Source organism: Dyadobacter sp. CY347 (genome assembly GCF_021502655.1).
In the GTDB taxonomy this organism is placed as follows: Bacteria; Bacteroidota; Bacteroidia; order Cytophagales; family Spirosomataceae; genus Dyadobacter.
This window is the reverse complement of record NZ_JAKFFT010000009.1, coordinates 39,465-55,710: the sequence shown is the minus strand read 5'-3', so window position 1 is coordinate 55,710 and position 16,246 is coordinate 39,465. Positions and strand designations below refer to the sequence as shown.

The 16,246-nt window shown below is 46.8% G+C and carries 12 protein-coding genes; 4 read left to right on the top strand and 8 right to left on the bottom strand.

Annotated elements, in window-relative coordinates; translation table 11 throughout:
- Window positions 1-50 precede the first annotated feature (50 nt).
- Window positions 51-1,127 (top strand): AI-2E family transporter, encoded by a 1,077-nt coding sequence (locus L0659_RS21070; RefSeq protein ID WP_235128558.1) that lies wholly within the window; start codon window positions 51-53, stop codon window positions 1,125-1,127.
- Between the two features lie 27 nt (window positions 1,128-1,154).
- Here the strand turns inward: L0659_RS21070 and L0659_RS21065 are convergent, their stop codons facing one another.
- Window positions 1,155-2,156, bottom strand: a complete 1,002-nt coding sequence (locus L0659_RS21065; protein ID WP_235128557.1) for a bestrophin family protein — start codon at window positions 2,154-2,156, stop codon at window positions 1,155-1,157.
- 129 nt (window positions 2,157-2,285) lie between these two features.
- Window positions 2,286-4,424: a PQQ-binding-like beta-propeller repeat protein gene (locus tag L0659_RS21060; RefSeq protein ID WP_235128556.1), complete on the bottom strand. Its 2,139-nt coding sequence runs from the start codon at window positions 4,422-4,424 to the stop codon at window positions 2,286-2,288.
- A 132-nt stretch (window positions 4,425-4,556) separates the two neighbouring features.
- On the opposite strand from L0659_RS21060, the gene L0659_RS21055 reads away from it, so the two are divergent.
- Window positions 4,557-5,462: a glycosyltransferase gene (locus L0659_RS21055; RefSeq protein ID WP_235128555.1), complete on the top strand. Its 906-nt coding sequence runs from the start codon at window positions 4,557-4,559 to the stop codon at window positions 5,460-5,462.
- On the opposite strand, the gene L0659_RS21050 is transcribed toward L0659_RS21055, so the two are convergent.
- From L0659_RS21050 to L0659_RS21035, 4 genes are all read right to left on the bottom strand, one after another.
- A complete protein-coding gene (locus tag L0659_RS21050; RefSeq protein ID WP_235128554.1) occupies window positions 5,419-6,438 on the bottom strand; it encodes a glycosyltransferase in 1,020 nt (339 codons plus the stop codon). The genes L0659_RS21055 and L0659_RS21050 overlap by 44 nt on opposite strands.
- 7 nt (window positions 6,439-6,445) lie before the next feature.
- Complete coding sequence (locus L0659_RS21045; RefSeq protein ID WP_235128553.1) at window positions 6,446-7,378, bottom strand: glycosyltransferase family 2 protein; 933 nt, start codon at window positions 7,376-7,378, stop codon at window positions 6,446-6,448.
- Window positions 7,378-9,201, bottom strand: a complete 1,824-nt coding sequence (locus tag L0659_RS21040) for an ABC transporter ATP-binding protein (RefSeq protein WP_235128552.1) — start codon at window positions 9,199-9,201, stop codon at window positions 7,378-7,380. Before L0659_RS21040 ends, L0659_RS21045 begins: the two co-directional genes overlap by 1 nt.
- Before the next feature lie 112 nt (window positions 9,202-9,313).
- On the bottom strand, window positions 9,314-10,297 hold the full coding sequence (locus L0659_RS21035; protein ID WP_235128551.1) for a glycosyltransferase family 2 protein: 984 nt from the start codon (window positions 10,295-10,297) through the stop codon (window positions 9,314-9,316).
- Between the two features lie 736 nt (window positions 10,298-11,033).
- Between L0659_RS21035 and L0659_RS21030 the strand changes: the two genes are divergently transcribed.
- On the top strand, window positions 11,034-12,218 hold the full coding sequence (locus tag L0659_RS21030) for a putative sensor domain DACNV-containing protein (RefSeq protein WP_235128550.1): 1,185 nt from the start codon (window positions 11,034-11,036) through the stop codon (window positions 12,216-12,218).
- A gap of 11 nt (window positions 12,219-12,229) precedes the next feature.
- On the opposite strand, the gene dinB is transcribed toward L0659_RS21030, so the two are convergent.
- Entirely contained in the window at window positions 12,230-13,336 is a 1,107-nt protein-coding gene (gene dinB, locus L0659_RS21025; protein ID WP_235128549.1) for a DNA polymerase IV, read from the bottom strand.
- Window positions 13,337-13,489: 153 nt separating this feature from the next.
- On the opposite strand from dinB, the gene L0659_RS21020 reads away from it, so the two are divergent.
- Window positions 13,490-15,637, top strand: coding sequence for a M43 family zinc metalloprotease (locus L0659_RS21020; protein ID WP_235128548.1), 2,148 nt, complete (start codon window positions 13,490-13,492; stop codon window positions 15,635-15,637).
- Window positions 15,638-15,708: 71 nt separating this feature from the next.
- Here the strand turns inward: L0659_RS21020 and L0659_RS21015 are convergent, their stop codons facing one another.
- On the bottom strand, window positions 15,709-16,104 hold the full coding sequence (locus L0659_RS21015; protein WP_026632093.1) for a hypothetical protein: 396 nt from the start codon (window positions 16,102-16,104) through the stop codon (window positions 15,709-15,711).
- Window positions 16,105-16,246: the final 142 nt, after the last annotated feature.

Here is a 16,246-nt window from a genome sequence, read left to right as displayed (position 1 = left end):
ATCGGAGCCTTTGGAATGATTTTTTAGGTTTTCAACAAAACTTATTCTCTATGAAGGAAAACGTCTCCAAGATCCTTATTTGGGTACTATTGATCATTGCAATTCCGGCCGGCTTATACTTCGGCAAAACTTTTCTGGCGCCGCTTGTCATTGGCGCCGTCTTGTCCATGATGCTGATTCCGGTTATGGATTGGCTGATGTCGAAACGCTTGTCGAAAGGCTGGGCTGTTGCGGGAAGCACGGTAACACTGATGCTTTTCCTGGTTTTTCTGGGATCGCTGATTACCATTCAGGTCAAAATGATTTCCAAGGACTGGCCGGAAATTGAAAAGAAATCAGTTCAGTATCTGGAAGACGGACAGAAATTCATAGAAGAAAAGACAGGCCTGGATCCTGACGAACAGCTTGCACAAGCAAAAACGATGGTTTCCAAACTCGGAAGCGGAAGCCCGGCAGCGATTGGCTCGGTAGGAGGGGCCATTGCCAATGTGATCCTGATCATCGTTTATGTAGTGCTGCTGCTTTCGCAACGGGAGCGTTTTAAGGAATTCATATTACTTAATTTTCCCAAACAGGACCATTTGCGCGTGCGGAAAGCATTGAAAGACATTCGCAAGACTTCCGGTGGGTATTTCTACGGCATGCTAAAAGCGATGATCATCCTCGCCATTCTTTATGGCACCGGGTTTATGATCGGCGGCGTTAAATATGCATTTCTGCTGGCGCTTATAGCGGCCGTTTTTTCATTCATTCCTTATGTAGGCAATGCCATTGGCGGCGGGTTGGCGGCTTTGCTGGCATTGGTTTCCGGCGGACCGTCCAGCGTGTTGGTCGTGGTTATTGTTATGTTTGCCGCGCAAATGATCGATAACTACATTACCCAGCCTTACGTAGTGGGCAAGGAAGTAGATCTGAACCCGTTTATGACGATCACATCGGTCGTCGCGTTTGGGGTGCTGTGGGGCGTTGCCGGAGCCATTATCGCTATTCCTATTACAGGAATTTTGCGGGTGACATTTCAATATCTCCCCAACACAAAATCACTGGCTTTCCTCATGGGAAATGAAAAGCCAGTGATGGATCTGGAAGGGGTCAAACATCAGGTAGACGAACGAAACAGCGCTTAGGCAGACTGCGTTTTGTCCGGTCAACCCTTACATTAAAATATTATTGACAGCTTTGACAGGCGCGGGAATGTTGTCTTCATTCAGCATTTCACGAAGATCAATTTCAATGGTGCGGCAGATGGCCGTCATCGGAATGTCGTTGATTGCATTTTCGAAAGGGTTTTCGCTCGTATCGCCCACAACTTCCATGGTGTAAAATACCCAGGCAATGATGATGTAGCTCGGGATCGCAAGCCATACCAGATTTTCGCCCAGCTTTGAAAATTCACCGATGAGGCCAAACGGCAGAATGGCCAGGAAAAGCCAGATAAAAACTTTGGAAAAAAAGGCATACTGACGTGGAAAAGGGAAATTCTTGATCCTTTCAGCTGCGCCCTGCTGATTGTAAAATTCCTGTATCACATTCATCATATGAAAGTAAAACAGCTCGTTGATCGCGCCTTTACGGAAGACTTCATCCAGCAGTTTTGCCTGGGCTTTCAGGATATGTGTTGCAGGGTTCTTTTTGGACAGGTAATAGGCAGCTTCATCGGCAGACAAAAGGTCATTTAATGTATGTAAAAGTGGAAATTCATCCGGATCGCGCTGATCCGCAACCACGTGGTGTGCTATGGAATGCTTATCGTCCCAGACACTTTTCGCGCGCAGCTGTAACCGTACGGCATTGATGTAAGCAATGTGCCTGTGAACGAGCTTTGTGCTGATCTCTTTCTCATTATGCTCAGGATCATTGGGTAAGGGCTGAATGTAAGTGGCAGCAAATGTTCCCCAGCTCCGGCTGGCATTCACGATAGCGCCCCAGATGCGCCTGGCTTCCCAGAGCCTTTCATAGGAAGAGTTGTTTTTAAATCCCACATAAAATGCGACGGCCGTACCAATCAGCCCAATCGGGACGAATGATATGCCGAGCGCAACGCCGGAAATGTAACTCAATGTGCAGAGTAATGTGGCATAAGCAAAAAAGATCAGGATCGGCCTCCATGCGAAGGACATAACGATCCCCAGTTTGATTTCTCGGGCAGTATACATTCAGTTTTAATAGAAAAAGGTGTAGTTAACAAGCAACAAGATTTCGATTTAGAATCAAAACCTGGGGATTCAAATCTGTGAAACGGATAATTTTAAACATTAAGCTTCCGAAACCGGAAGTGGAAAAATTTACTGCTCCAATGCGAAAGCAACAAACTGGTTGCCCTTCTTCGTCCCGAGCTTAGTGCCGCCGCACGCTATCACCACAAACTGTTTACCGTTAACGGCGTAAGTGGAAGGTGTGGCAAAGCCCGCGGCCGGCAGCATGGTTTCCCAAAGCAGCTTTCCATTTTTCTTATCAAACACCCTGAATTTCCCGTCTTTGGTTGCGGCGATGAAAAGCAGCCCACTCGCTGTGACCACCGGTCCGCCGTAGTTTTCTGTGCCCGTGGTAGGATAACCCTGTTTTTTCAGCGATTCCACTTCGCCGAAAGGAATGCGCCAAAGGAATTCCCCGGTGTTGAGGTTAATGGCATTCAATGTTCCCCACGGCGGTGAAATGGCGGGAAGGCCATTGGCGTCGAGAAATTTGTTGTAACCCGTGCTTTGGTAAGGTAAATAAACCTTTTTAGAAGCAGTAGCAACGGAGGCGGCTTCCACTTTCTCATCCCCGAATAAAAATGCAACCAGCGCCTGCTTTTCGTCGACCGAAAGCATGGTGAAGCCCGGCATCATTCCTTTTCCGGAAGTGATGATCTGGCTTACAAATGCGCGGTCGCGGCGGGCACCAATGTTCACCAGCGAGGGATAGCCGCTTTTGGCATTGCCTTTGCGCTGCGGCCCGTGGCAGGTGACGCAATTGGTGGTGTACACTTGCTCTCCCGGACTAAGGTTGGATATGTCGCTGGCTTTCGGCGTGTCTTTCATGGTGAGGATCCAGGCCATCTCGTTGCTGTTGACATACATGATGCCGTCCTTGGGATCAGCCGCCGCGCCGCCCCATTCCGCGCCGCCGTCAAAGCCGGGCAAGATGATCGTTCCTTCTTTGCTGGGTGCTGCGAACAATGCTTTTTTGTAACGCTTGAATTTGATGATCAGCGAATCTCGGTCGGGTGCATAAGGGCTAATGTCTTTCTCTGTCAATGTATAAGCTTGCCTGGCGTAGGAAGCTGGTTTGGTAGGAACAGGCTGTGTTGGCCACGGGAATTCGCCTGGTAATGCCTCTTTGGGCGCCGTAACTTCCCGGATCGGAAACAATGGTTTCCCTGTAACACGGTCGAAAATAAACACATAACCCTGCTTACTGACTTGTGCTACGGCATCAATTTTTATGGGCTGGCCGTCGGGGCCTTTCTGGGTTACGGTGATGAGGTTCGGAGGCGCGGGCAGGTCGCGGTCCCACATATCGTGGTGCATGGTTTGGTAATGCCATAAGCGCTTGCCGGTTCTTGCGTCGAGTGCGAGGAGGCAGTTTGCAAACAGGTTTGCGCCTTTTCTTTTCCCGCCATAAAAATCATATCCGGCCGAGCCCGTGGGCACATACAGGATCCCGCGTTCGCGGTCGATGGCCGTTCCGGCCCAGTTGTTGGCGGCTCCAGTGAATGTATTTTTGTAAGCATCCGGCGGGAATGTTTCGTAGCCAAATTCTCCCGGATAGGGGATCGTGTGAAATGTCCAGGCCAGTTTTCCGGTCCGCACATTAAAGGCGCGCAAATCGCCCGGTGCAGCGTCCGAATCTTCTGAGAGGCGGATAGGCATCACGATCAGATCTTCGAATATGGTCCCGGGGGTGTTTGAAACCATGTATTTGTCTTTTGCAGCATCGGGTAAGCCCACGCGCAAGTCTATTTTTCCTTTGTCTCCAAATGTTTCAATCGGCTTTCCTGTCTTCGCATCCAGCGCGTACAGGAATGATCCCATGGCGTGCATAATGCGCTTGTCTTCGCCATCGCTCCAATACGTGAGGCCACGGCTCGTGTTGGAACCGTTATTTGATTTATCCCCAAAAATCCAGATCTGCCTGCCCGTTGCAGCATCCAGTGCAAATGCCTGGACCATGTTGGTAACCCCATACAAAACGCCATCAACAACGATCGGATTTACCTGCGTTTGCCCGGAGTCTGGCATGGAGTAAGTCCAGGCCACTTTCAGTTTTGAAACATTCTGGCGATTGATTTGTGTGAGCGCAGAATAATGGTTGCGGTCTGGTCCGCCCAGATATTCCGGCCATTCGGTGCTTTGGGCAGGTTTTATTTCAAAATCTTGCTTTTGCGTGGCCACCAGGAATAGTGCTGACGCAGCAATGCAAATTGAAAGGGGTTTTAACATATGAGGGATTTCTTCCGGTACATTTTTGTAACCCCTATAAAATGCTGTCCGGGTGTATTTTCTACTTAAAGCCGTAACTTTGCGAGCTGCTCAACCGCTTGAATGTGCGACAAAACTGTTTAAATTTTTGCAATGATTTCAATTGTTATCTGCTCTGTTAACCCCATCGATCTGGCCATCGTCACTGAAAATATTCGTCAAACCATAGGCATACCGCATGAAGTGATCGGGATGGATAACCGTTTTCAGAAGAAAGGAATTTGTGAGGTTTATAATCAGGGAACGCAACTGGCGCAATACGATATCATTTGTTACATGCACGAAGATGTGCAGATCAGGACAGCAGGCTGGGGGCGAACGGTTATGGATATTTTTTCGAACGATCCCGAAGCTGGTGTCCTGGGTGTGGCCGGTGGCGGTTACAAATCGCTGGCTCCGTCGGGCTGGTACCAGTTTGAATTTCACTCCGAGGAGCGGTCTTATCAGAATCTTTTACAAGGCTTTAAGCTCGATAGCAAAGATGAGATCCATGCATATCACAATCCTAAAAATGAGAAGTTAAGCCGTGTAGTTTGTGTGGACGGGCTCTGGTTATGCACGCGTAAAAGCATTGCGGTTGCTCATCCTTTTGATTCAAAAACACTGACCGGTTTTCACGGTTATGATCTGGATTTCTGCCTGAGCGTTTTTCCCGAGCATAAAATCCTGGTGACGTTTGATATCCTGATGAAACATGCGTCTGAGGGGAATTTTAACAAAGCCTGGTTTGACGAAATCCTCAAATTACACCGGAAATGGAACTGGGCACTTCCGCTCACGACGTCGGACGTTTCCATGCGGGAATTTTATCATACCGAAAAAAGATGCCTGAAAAAGGCGATCGAGGAAATGATCGACTGGGATTATTCCTTTTTCCAGATCCACAAAATGCTCGTGAGCACGAGGCGATCGCGAGTGCGGAAGAAGCTTTTTTTCAAAGCTTACCTGCATTTGGTCAAACTGAAACTGGGTCTTCATCCTCTTTCCCAAAAAAGCTGAAATATTTGGCCCAAAATAATTTAGCCTTTAATCCCCAGATCTGGCGGTAAATGAATGCCCTTTTGCTTGATTTGCGATATTTCTGGATATAATATAAAATGTCAAAATGCCTGCCGATAAGTCGCGCATAACCCATAGAAACCCAGGTATCCAGCCGCCTTTCAAACAGTTCGAGCAACCGGTTCAGAAATTCAGGATTTCGGTTCTTTTTGAATGTTGCACAGTATTTGATCCATTTTAGATCTTTCCGGAGTTTCTTAATGTCCCGGTTCTCGTGATATTTTTTTCTGATCTTCTTTCTCTTGTTCAGGATATCGGTTGAGGTCTTCGGGTGCTGCCGGTAATTCACCAGCGGAATGTCGACATACTGGATTGTCCCAAGATTAACAGCAACATAAGCGATCCAATGATCATGAAAATGCTCTGGGTCGAAGGGAAGAATATCTGCGATGAGGTCGCGTTGAAAGAATAAGCTGTGACCGGAAACGCAGTTGAAAAAATAGAAAACTTCGGGTTCGTTGCCGCTATATAGATTAATAATGTTCGACATTTTCAGGTCCAGCAGTTTTCCGCCATCCTCCATGAATCTGGAATCATGGTAAACCAGCTTGTGCGTTCCGATATTTTCCAGCATGATCTGTATCTTATCAAGATCCCAGGTGTCGTCCTGATCGGATAATGCGATATACTCGCCGCTGCAAAGTGTTATGGCTTTTTCGAAATTCTTTACATATCCAAGATTTACCTCATTCTCGTAAACCTTCAAAAACGGATATTGCTGGTGATAATCCTTTAAGATAGCCCTGGAAGCATCACTGCTGCAATCGTCCACCGCAATGATTTCGAGGTTCGGGTATCGCTGATTAACGAGGGTATCGAGCTGTTCCTTTAAAAACTTTTCCCCATTATAAACGCAAAGTGCGATGGATACGAGTGGAAATGTACCGGGTTGATAAGGAGATTGATTGAGTATCATATATGCGTTAAAGGAACGTTTTTGCCAATGGCCCCCAAATTTTTCTGAGGGTGAAGAAAAATTTACTGGAACCCGATTTTTTCAGCAGTCTCAGCAAATATTTCCTGTCTTTCCATATCGCCTGGCCGTAAGCAATGCTCATAAAAGAGGCATTTCGGTGAAGGCTGAGCTTGTACAACTTGTTAATCAGTTCAGCAGATTTTTCTGAGGCTTTTTCTGCACAAATTTTAAGCCACTCACTTTCTCGTTCGAGTTCAGTGATTTTTTGTTTGGTTGACCTGGCAGAGGTTCGCAATGCCAGCATATCAGTGTTATTTTTCTTATGCTGCCGGTAACGGACCAGACATTTATCTACAAAATCAATGGATCCGTGGCTGGTGGCAATGTAAGCAAGCCATTGGTCATAATGGAAGCGCTCGGGAAATGGAAGCGCATGGGCGAGCAATGTTCTTTTCATGAAAATGCTGTGTCCCGAAACGCAATTGAAATACAAAAAAACCTCAGGCTTGTCGCCGCTGTAAAAAGCAAACTTATCGGAGATTTTAGCGCCCATTGAGTTGCCCGATTCATCCATAAATTCAGAATCGTGGTAAACCAGCAAATGGTTCCTGATCGCGTCCAGTTGTAATTTGAGCTTATCCTCGTGCCAGATATCGTCCTGATCGCAAATGGCGATGAACTCGCCTTCACAAAGTTTAAGCGCTTTCTCGAAATTCTTATTGTATCCCAGGTTCTGGTGGTTGCGATGTATTTTGATGCGTTTATCCCGCTCGGAATAGCTGTTTAGTATACGGAGCGTTTCGTCCTGCGAAAAATCGTCGACGATCACCAGTTCCCAGTCTTGAATGCTTTGGGAGAGAATGGAATCCAACTGTTCTGCCAGAAAATCACTGCCATTGTAGGTGCACAATGCTATCGAAATGAGCGGCTTATTTTCCATCAAATATCGCTGAATTGCTGCATGTCAATCAGTCGCTTGTACAACCCGTCGCGTGCGATGAGTTCCGAATGATTGCCTTGCTCTACAATCTGACCATCCTCTAAAACCACGATCGAATCCGCTTTCTGAATGGTGCTCAGCCTGTGCGCGATCACCAGCGAAGTCCGGTTTTGCATCAGGTTATTCAGTGCTTCCTGCACCAGTTTTTCTGATTCAGTATCCAATGCAGAAGTCGCTTCGTCCAGCAGCATGATCGGCGGGTTTTTCAAAACGGCCCTGGCAATGCATATACGCTGTTTTTGTCCACCCGACAATTTCATTCCGCGGTCTCCGATGTTGCTTTCATAGCCATCCTCGGTTTCCATAATGAAGTCGTGGGCATTGGCCACTTTTGCTGCGGCTTGTACTTTTTCAGGCGTAGCATTGGGGTTACCGAATGCAATGTTGTTATAGATCGTATCATTAAAAAGCATCGATTCCTGGTTAACTACCCCGAACAAAGCCCATAATGATTCCATTTTTACTTGCTTCACATTCCAGTCGTCAATGGTAACACTGCCTTCCTGCGCATCGATAAAGCGCGGGAGCAAGTCCATGAGCGTAGATTTTCCACCGCCCGACGGCCCGACGAGCGCAACGGTTTTGCCTTTTGGGATCGTCAGGTTAATGGATTTGAGGACCGGCCTGGCCTGATAGGCGAAGGAAACGTTTTGTAATGTGAGTGAATGGTTGAATTCTTTCAGGTCAATGGCGTCGGGCGCATCCTGGATTTCCGGTTTTTCATCAATCAGGTCCAAAACCCTTTCGCCCGCCGCTATACCCGCGTGAATGGTGCTGAAAGAGTCCGTTAAGGCTTTGGCGGGACGCATAACCTGTGAAAACAAAGCGATATAAGCAACGAATTTTGAAACGCTCAGGTCCGATTGGTTGTCAAGAATAAGCGAACCACCGTAAAGCACGATGATCGCCACCATCGTGACGCCCAGAAACTCGGAAACGGGTCCGCTCAGCTGCTGGCGGCGTGCCATCTTGCGTCCCAATTCCGAATAGCGGATGTTTTCTGAGTGAAATTTGTCCTTGATACTTTCCGTTGCATTAAATGCTTTGATGATCTTGATCCCGGAGAGCGCTTCGTCCAGATAACTGATCATTAAGCCAAATAAATGCTGTGCTTCTTTCGCCTGCTCTTTTAATCTTTTTACAATTTTTGAAATGATAAAAGCGGAGATCGGAATAACGAGAATGGCAAAGAATGTAAGCTTGGCGGAAGTTGCAAAAAGCATGAAAATGTACGCCAGCAATTGCAGCGGCTCTTTGAAAACAACCTGCAATGTTCCTGTCACCGAGAACTGCACAACCTGTACATCAGAAGCAATTTTTGAAATAATATCCCCCTTACGCTGATTGCTGAAATAGCCTGCGTGCAGGTTCATTACATTGTTAAAAACCGTTTTACGCAGATTAAGCAACGTGTGGATCCGGAGATTTTCCATGACCCGCTGCGAGAAATATTTGAAAATATTAGAGAGTAAAATCGAAGTGACGATCACCGCGCAAACCAGCTGCAATGCGCCGTGCGGGCCGTAAGCGTCGTTGGCTTGTTGTGCGTAATAGTTGAGCAGGCCGGTAATATCCCAGGCCTCTGGTTTAGGAATGACTTCGGCCCCGTCCTTATTATTGTTGAACAGGGTGCTCATCAATGGAGCAAGCAGGGCAAGGTTAAGCGTATTGAATATGACCCCGAGAACTGTGAAAAAGATATAGGGGACTGCAAATTTGGCAATGGGCTGGGCAAATGATAGTAATCGGAAGTATGTTTTCATTATGTGGAAATGGCATATTTAGTATACGCCTGAAAGTAAAACAGCCGAAAATCCTAAAATTTTCGGTTGAGGGTGCAAATTAATGCATATCGCTTTAAATCGCTGACAATAACTATAATTTTACGACCTGCTTGTATTTGAGCATCATTTTAATGTTCTCGATGACGTCATTAATGCCGATGTTGGACTTATGATTTTTCATCTGGGTTTTGAACGCGGTTTTCTTCACAGAAAGTTCGTTCATGTTGCGCAGGAAGTCGAGATAGGCCTGGGCCTTATAGAATTGAAGTGTAATGATGCTGGGGAGCACGTCGCTTAAAATGACCTGCATATGGTACAAGTTCAGGTCGATGCCGTGCAAATGCAGGTGATGCATGTAGTAACGGTTCCTGAAATAGATCCTTTTAACAGAGTAGTTATTTTTATGGCCTTTGGTGCTGGCGGAGACTTCGTGGCGGCAAACCGCATTGTGCTCGTAATAGCATTTCCAACCCAGTCTCCACGCGCGGATCGACATCTCCTGGTCCTCGCCGTAATACGGATTGAACATTTCATTGAAACCATTGATCGCTTTCAGCTTTCTGGTGTCCATTAAGGCAATGGCGCCGGAGAGGTAAAATGTAGGCGTCAATGTGTCGGAATCTTTGAGATAGAAGAAATTGCTTGGCTTTATTTTCCTTCCCAGGATCTTTGGCGAACGCGCAGCATCGAGGATGTTATCGTCTTCCATGCCGATAATGCGTCCCATCACACCGAAAGTATCTTCCAGTTCGAAGTATTTATAAAGCTTTTCAAAATAGCCTTCTTCAAGCGTAACGTCCGTATTGAGCAGGAAAATGAGGTCATTGGTCGCCTTCTGGATCCCAAGGTTACAAGTATGGGAAAAACCTGAGTTCTTTTCTTTCCGGATGATCGTCACATTATTTCCGTAATGTTCTTCCAGATATGCCACCGAGTCGTCGCTGGAAGCGTCGTCAACGATAATGATTTGGACCTGTGTGCCTAACGTATTGAGAATCTTGTAATTATTCTCGAAATATTTTTCGAATAAATGCTTTCCGTTGTAATTCGGAATTACTACCGAGATGCTTTTCATCAATCTTACAATTTAAGTGTAGAGTATATGGTTTACCCGATAGTTGTCTGTTTAGTTATCATCCTTAGTTTCAGATTTACTGACTTCATTAATAAATATTGAACCAGTAACTTGCTTTCAGTAACCTGTTTGACTGGCGGAGAACCGTCCCGCTTTTTTGGCAAACACAAAGAGTCATTAAAGGACCCGGATCCTGCGTTTTATTTTTTCCGAATTTTATAAGGGTGAAGAGGGAATAGTTAATGCGGTTGCTGTTGGAAAAAGGAATTAATCAATTAGCTTTTCCCGGCATTATGCTTAGAGTTAATGTGATTATTATCATTTCGTGTACCTATACACGTATTTTGGTTACTTTGATGCAGGCAAGATATGTTTTTTCCAAGATCATTCATTGATTCCATTGTTTTTATTTTCGCAGTCGAAATATGGTTTTCCACCTTTCAAGCTTTGTTTTATACGACGTTACAAGTTCAAAAATGGTTGGAATCAAATTGCAGGAATTTGTCAAAAAAACATAATCGCCAGTTATTGACCGGTCCAAAGAGCCTCATACTCACCGGTAACTGAGCTGCGATTTGGCTGAAACTATTTTCGATATGTGAAAAAAAATACGCACTTCCTGAGTATCCAACTTTTTATCACTTCTCTTTGTTGCTACCTTAACTCTGCGTTCCGTTGCCAGGGAGCAACTGTCAAGAGAACGTAGGCAGCAGCAAAAAATTTTAAGTGACCGTCCATGAAGATGAATAACCTTGGAACGAACATTATTACCGGCGATCCTGTTCCCGCCACAACGTATAAGCCGGCACGGGGCGTGGCAAGTCTGGTCGAAAGCCATTTCGAGCGCCACCACGAATCCGTACGAAGCCATTATGATCAGGAACTGGCGCCTAAGCCCGACGCCCGGACCATTGAAACCATTATTGATACAACATTCTGGGCCAGCCTGCGCCGCGAAGAAGGCCGTTCACCCAAAGTTTCCATTGCATTCCTCTCTCCGGAAGATGCCGAAAATCCGTTGATTTTTAGCGAAAGGCTCACATTATCAGCCAATACACTCACCAAGCTCGCGCCCGCTGTGGAACGTTCCGGGATCCACCTGGGTGTTTGGATGGAGGGTGGTGAGTTGCGCATATGGGGCACCACGCGGGTGATCCCGGGGCTGTGTTTTGTGCTGGAAGTGGTGGAACCTGGGATGCTCGTTATCAAGCACCGCCGCGTGGATGGCTTCGGGAAGTTTGTTAATGTGGCCGTTTTAAAGGGTGATCAGGTTAAAATTGTGGATGAAAACAGCGGCCGCGCACGGGATTGTCCTTCCGTCATTAACTCCATGATCGGATTTACTTCTTCGAGGCTTTGGAGCGATTCGCTTAATCTGCTGGTTCAGCTGGCAGTTTCCATGCGCGCCCATGAGCGGGGAGGCATCCTGCTCGTTGTGCCAAACGGAAAGGAGGATTGGCGCAAATCCATCATTCACCCGATTACTTATCACGTACAGCCCTCATTTTCTGAGTTGGCGGACCTGAACAGAAAATACATTGAAGACCCAAATCCGATCGGCTGGCAGTCGCAACTGGGCTCGGCTATTAACGGGCTTGCAGGACTGACGGCAGTGGATGGGGCGACGATCATCAATGATAAATACGAGTTGCTGGCATTCGGAGCCAAAATAGGGCGCACCGCGGAAGGTCGGCCGGTGGAGGAAATGCTGGTAACGGAGCCGGTTATAGGGAACGTCGGCCAGGTCATGCACCCGGTGCAGCACGGAGGCACAAGGCACTTGTCGGCAGCACAATTTGTCCACGATCAGCGGGATGCTATTGCGCTGGTTGCTTCTCAGGACGGCCGTTTTACGATTTTCTCCTGGGCACCGTGTGAAGGAAAAGTGCAGGCCCACAGGGTCGACGCACTGCTTTTATAATATCATTCAGGTCAGCCGAACAGTTCGAGCTGGCCTGAGTCTTTCGACCGCCTCGAACGTATTTCCAGCTCGCCGAAATTCGATAGCGAAATGCCCAGTAAGCGCACGGATTTCTCTTCCATATCTACTTTCGCCAGCAGATCTTTTGCAGTTTCAAGGATCGTGTCAAGGTCGTCGATGGGCGAGCCGAATGAATGGTTTCTGGTGATCTGGGTAAAATCGCTGTATTTTACTTTTAATGTAATGGTGCGGCCTTTGAGCTGTTTTTTCTGTAACCGGTTGAATACGGTGACGCCAATTTTGTCAAGCTCTTTGTGCATTTCATCCAATGTGGAAAGGTCATACATAAATGTATCTTCCGCGCCCAGCGACTTGGTTTCCCGTTCCGTCTGCACTTCACGGTTATCAATCCCCCTTACGATCTTGTAAAAGAAATGTCCAGTTTTACCAAAATGTTTGACCAACTCGTTTTCGGTCAGTTTTTTCAGATCAGCGCCTGTAAAAAGCTGTAAGCGCTTCATCTTGTCGGCTGTGACCTTACCAACCCCGAAAAATTTTTCGACCGGCAAAGCATTGATAAACGCCTCCACTTTGGACGGCCCTATGAAGGTCAACCCGTCCGGTTTGTTAATGTCCGACGCGATTTTTGCAACAAATTTATTGACTGAAATCCCCGCAGAGGCCGTTAGGTTCAATTCTGTTGTGATGGCTTTTTTGATCTGTTCTGCAATTTCCAATGCGGAGCCGATGCCCAGTTTGTCTTCTGTCACATCCAGGAATGCCTCATCCAGCGAAAGCGGTTCGATCAGGTCGGTGTAACGTGAAAAAATCTCTCTGATATGCGTGGAAACGGCTTTATAAACCTCAAAACGGGGCCTGACGAATATTATGCCCGGGCAAAGCTGTATCGCTTTTCGCGAAGACATTGCCGACCTTACCCCAAATTTCCTGGCTTCGTAACTCGCCGTAGCCACCACGCCGCGACCGGTAGGAGAGCCCCCGACGGCAAGCGGCTTGCCCCTATATTCAGGAAAATCGCGCTGCTCTACGGACGCGTAGAACGCATCCATGTCGATATGGATGATCTTGCGCACCGGTGTAACAGAAGGCTCCGACATGATCAGATTGGCAGGTATGATTTTAGGTTAAACAAATTAAATAACTAAGAATTCGCATCACTTGTTGGTTTTTTTACGTAAGTACACATTAACCGGTGTTGTTTTTAGAATAAACTAATTTTTCAACTCAATCTGTTTCCCGGAATTTCCCTGATGCGATACGCTTTACTTAAATTAAAATACGTTCTTACCGGCCTGCTGATTGCATTACTTCTAACCCAAAGCGCTTACGTACGCGCGCAGGAAAGATGCAATACGATGGATCTTCTCAATCTGCGTTTTACCAGGCAGCCGGCACTCAAAATCATGTTTGACCAGCGCGAGCTGCGGCTCAAACAAGCGATCCGGCAACGGAACATTACAGGCAAATCTTCAAGAACCAATGCCAATGTTACAATTCCTGTGGTTTTCCATGTAGTTTCCAACAGGCAGTCACTCATTACCGATGCGCAGATCCTGGCGCAGCTCGACACTATCAATGCAGATTATGCGGGTGTAAATGGAAGCGCCAGCAAGGTTCCTGCCCATTTCCGATCGTTGTTCGGGCAATCGGGCATCCAGTTTTGCCTCGCGCAACGCACACCGGACGAAACGCCTACAACCGGAATCGAGCGTTACAACACTTCCCGCGCAAATTTTGATTATACCACCAATCTGGTAAAGCATGCCGAAACTGGTGGTGCGGATGCCTGGGATACAGATCGTTACCTCAATATCTGGGTTTGTGATCTGTCGGGCGGCACATTGGGATATGCAACATTCCCGGACGATGGCGTGCCTGATGAACAAGGCGTGGTGGTAGATTTTGGCAGCTTACCGGGCGGAAATGTTGCAGGATATAATGCAGGAAAAACCCTTACACACGAGCTGGGACATTTTTTTAATCTGTACCATATCTGGGGCGACGATAATGGCGGGTGCAACGGAACCGACGAAGTGGAGGATACGCCTAACCAGGGTAACAGCACCGGCACATGTCCAACCGGCATCCGGACGGATAACTGCACACAGACCGCTCCGGGCATCATGTATCAAAATTACATGGACTATACTTCCGACAATTGCCTCATTATGTTTACAAAAGGGCAGGTGGTCAGGATGGACGAGTCATTTAATTTATCCCGATTATCACTCGCCAGTTCGGACGCCTGCACGCCTTTGAACCTGAAAAATAAGGATGCTTCCCTAAAAGCGATCACGCAGCCTGAACAACGGATCTGCGCTAATTCTGTCACGCCACAGGTTGTGTTGGTCAACAGGGGAAGTGAAACGCTGACGTCTGTAAACATTAATGCGGTGATTGATAATGGCACAGTGCAGACATTCAGGTGGACGGGCTCATTGGCAACATTTGCAGAAACAACCGTGACGTTGCCCGCGCTTTCCACCGTGGAAGGCAATCACGTCCTTACCATATCCACTTCCAACCCGAATGGTGCCGCTGACGAGAATACAGCCAATGATGAGCAGAGCACAGCATTTATCTATTACGAACCGTTTGCTGCGCCAGTTGTAGAAGGTTTCGAAAGTCTGTTCCCGCCACAGGGCTGGGACATTGTGAATGAAGACGCAGGCACAACCTGGGAGAAAACGACAACAGCAGCCAAATCAGGCGCTGCATCCGTAAAGATTTCAAATTTTGGCAATGAAGCGATCGGCGAGCGCGACTACCTGAGATCCCCGACAGTCAACATTGCTGGTACGGATTCGGCTTTCGTATCATTCCAGCTGGCAGCGGCAACGTATACAAATGCCACGGTCGAGGGCAATGTATGGGATACATTGCAAGTGATGGTGAGCACGGATTGCGGGCAGACTTACAGGAGCGTTTACAAGAAATGGGGGCCTTCTTTAATCACCCGGACCGCCGCAACGCGAACTGCTTTCAGGCCTAATGCCAATGAATGGCGTAGCGAGGAGATTAATATCAGCAATTATATTAACCAGGGTGAAGTCCTCATTGCATTTGTCAATTCAAATGGAAACGAGAATGATATATTCCTGGACGACATCAATATCCGAACGGTGACCATTAATCCAAATCTGAAAGAAGCAGGGTTCCTGGTGACCCCTAATCCGACCAGTGGCCGGGTTTCCGTGCAGTTTTACCCGCATCCTGAGGGATTGACGTCTGTGTCCATTTATAATGTGTCAGGACAGAAAATCGCAGTGCAACGCATAACCGGGGAGGTTAGCAGCAATGTGTACGATTTCGACCTGACCAATTACGCAAGCGGACTGTACATTGTAAAAGCAGAATTTACGGATCGTGTACTGACGAAGAAAATCATTAAAAATTAAGAATCAGGACATAAAAAAATCGGCTTAACCGCTTGTAAAAGACAGGTTAAGCCGATTTTTTATTTTAATAATCAATAAATTCTTTTTACAACAACCTTGCTGTTTGTTTGTGCGATTGCAAATTCTTTGGCGTTCTCATTAGGCGGGGAAATGAAAATCTGCTTTTTCTTCTTGCCATCCGTGCTTACCCAGTTGGCAGAGTAAATTTCGGGCAATGTTCCTGCATAGATCGGGTGGTTATCGGAAAACATGAACACTTCTTCTTCCTCATAGGCCAATTCCAGGTCACTTCCTTCTATCACGTCGCAGATTATTTTCAGCTTGCCAAAGTCATCATCTACCAAACCTTTTATCCTTGCTTTCCCGAAAAACGGATCTTCTTCAAAATCCCAGCGGATATAGTATTCGATTACATTTCCTATCTGAGAATCAATATAATCGGCGGTCAGCAGTTGTTCCTGGCTCATGGTAGTATTTAGTTTCTTGCACTCCTTTTTATAAAGCAAATCTCAATCCCAGGAGTTATGGGCATTTTGACAAATGTAATCTTAACATGCATGTTTCCAAAAATAATCGCTTCTGATCGCGAATTAATTTGGAAATAAAAAA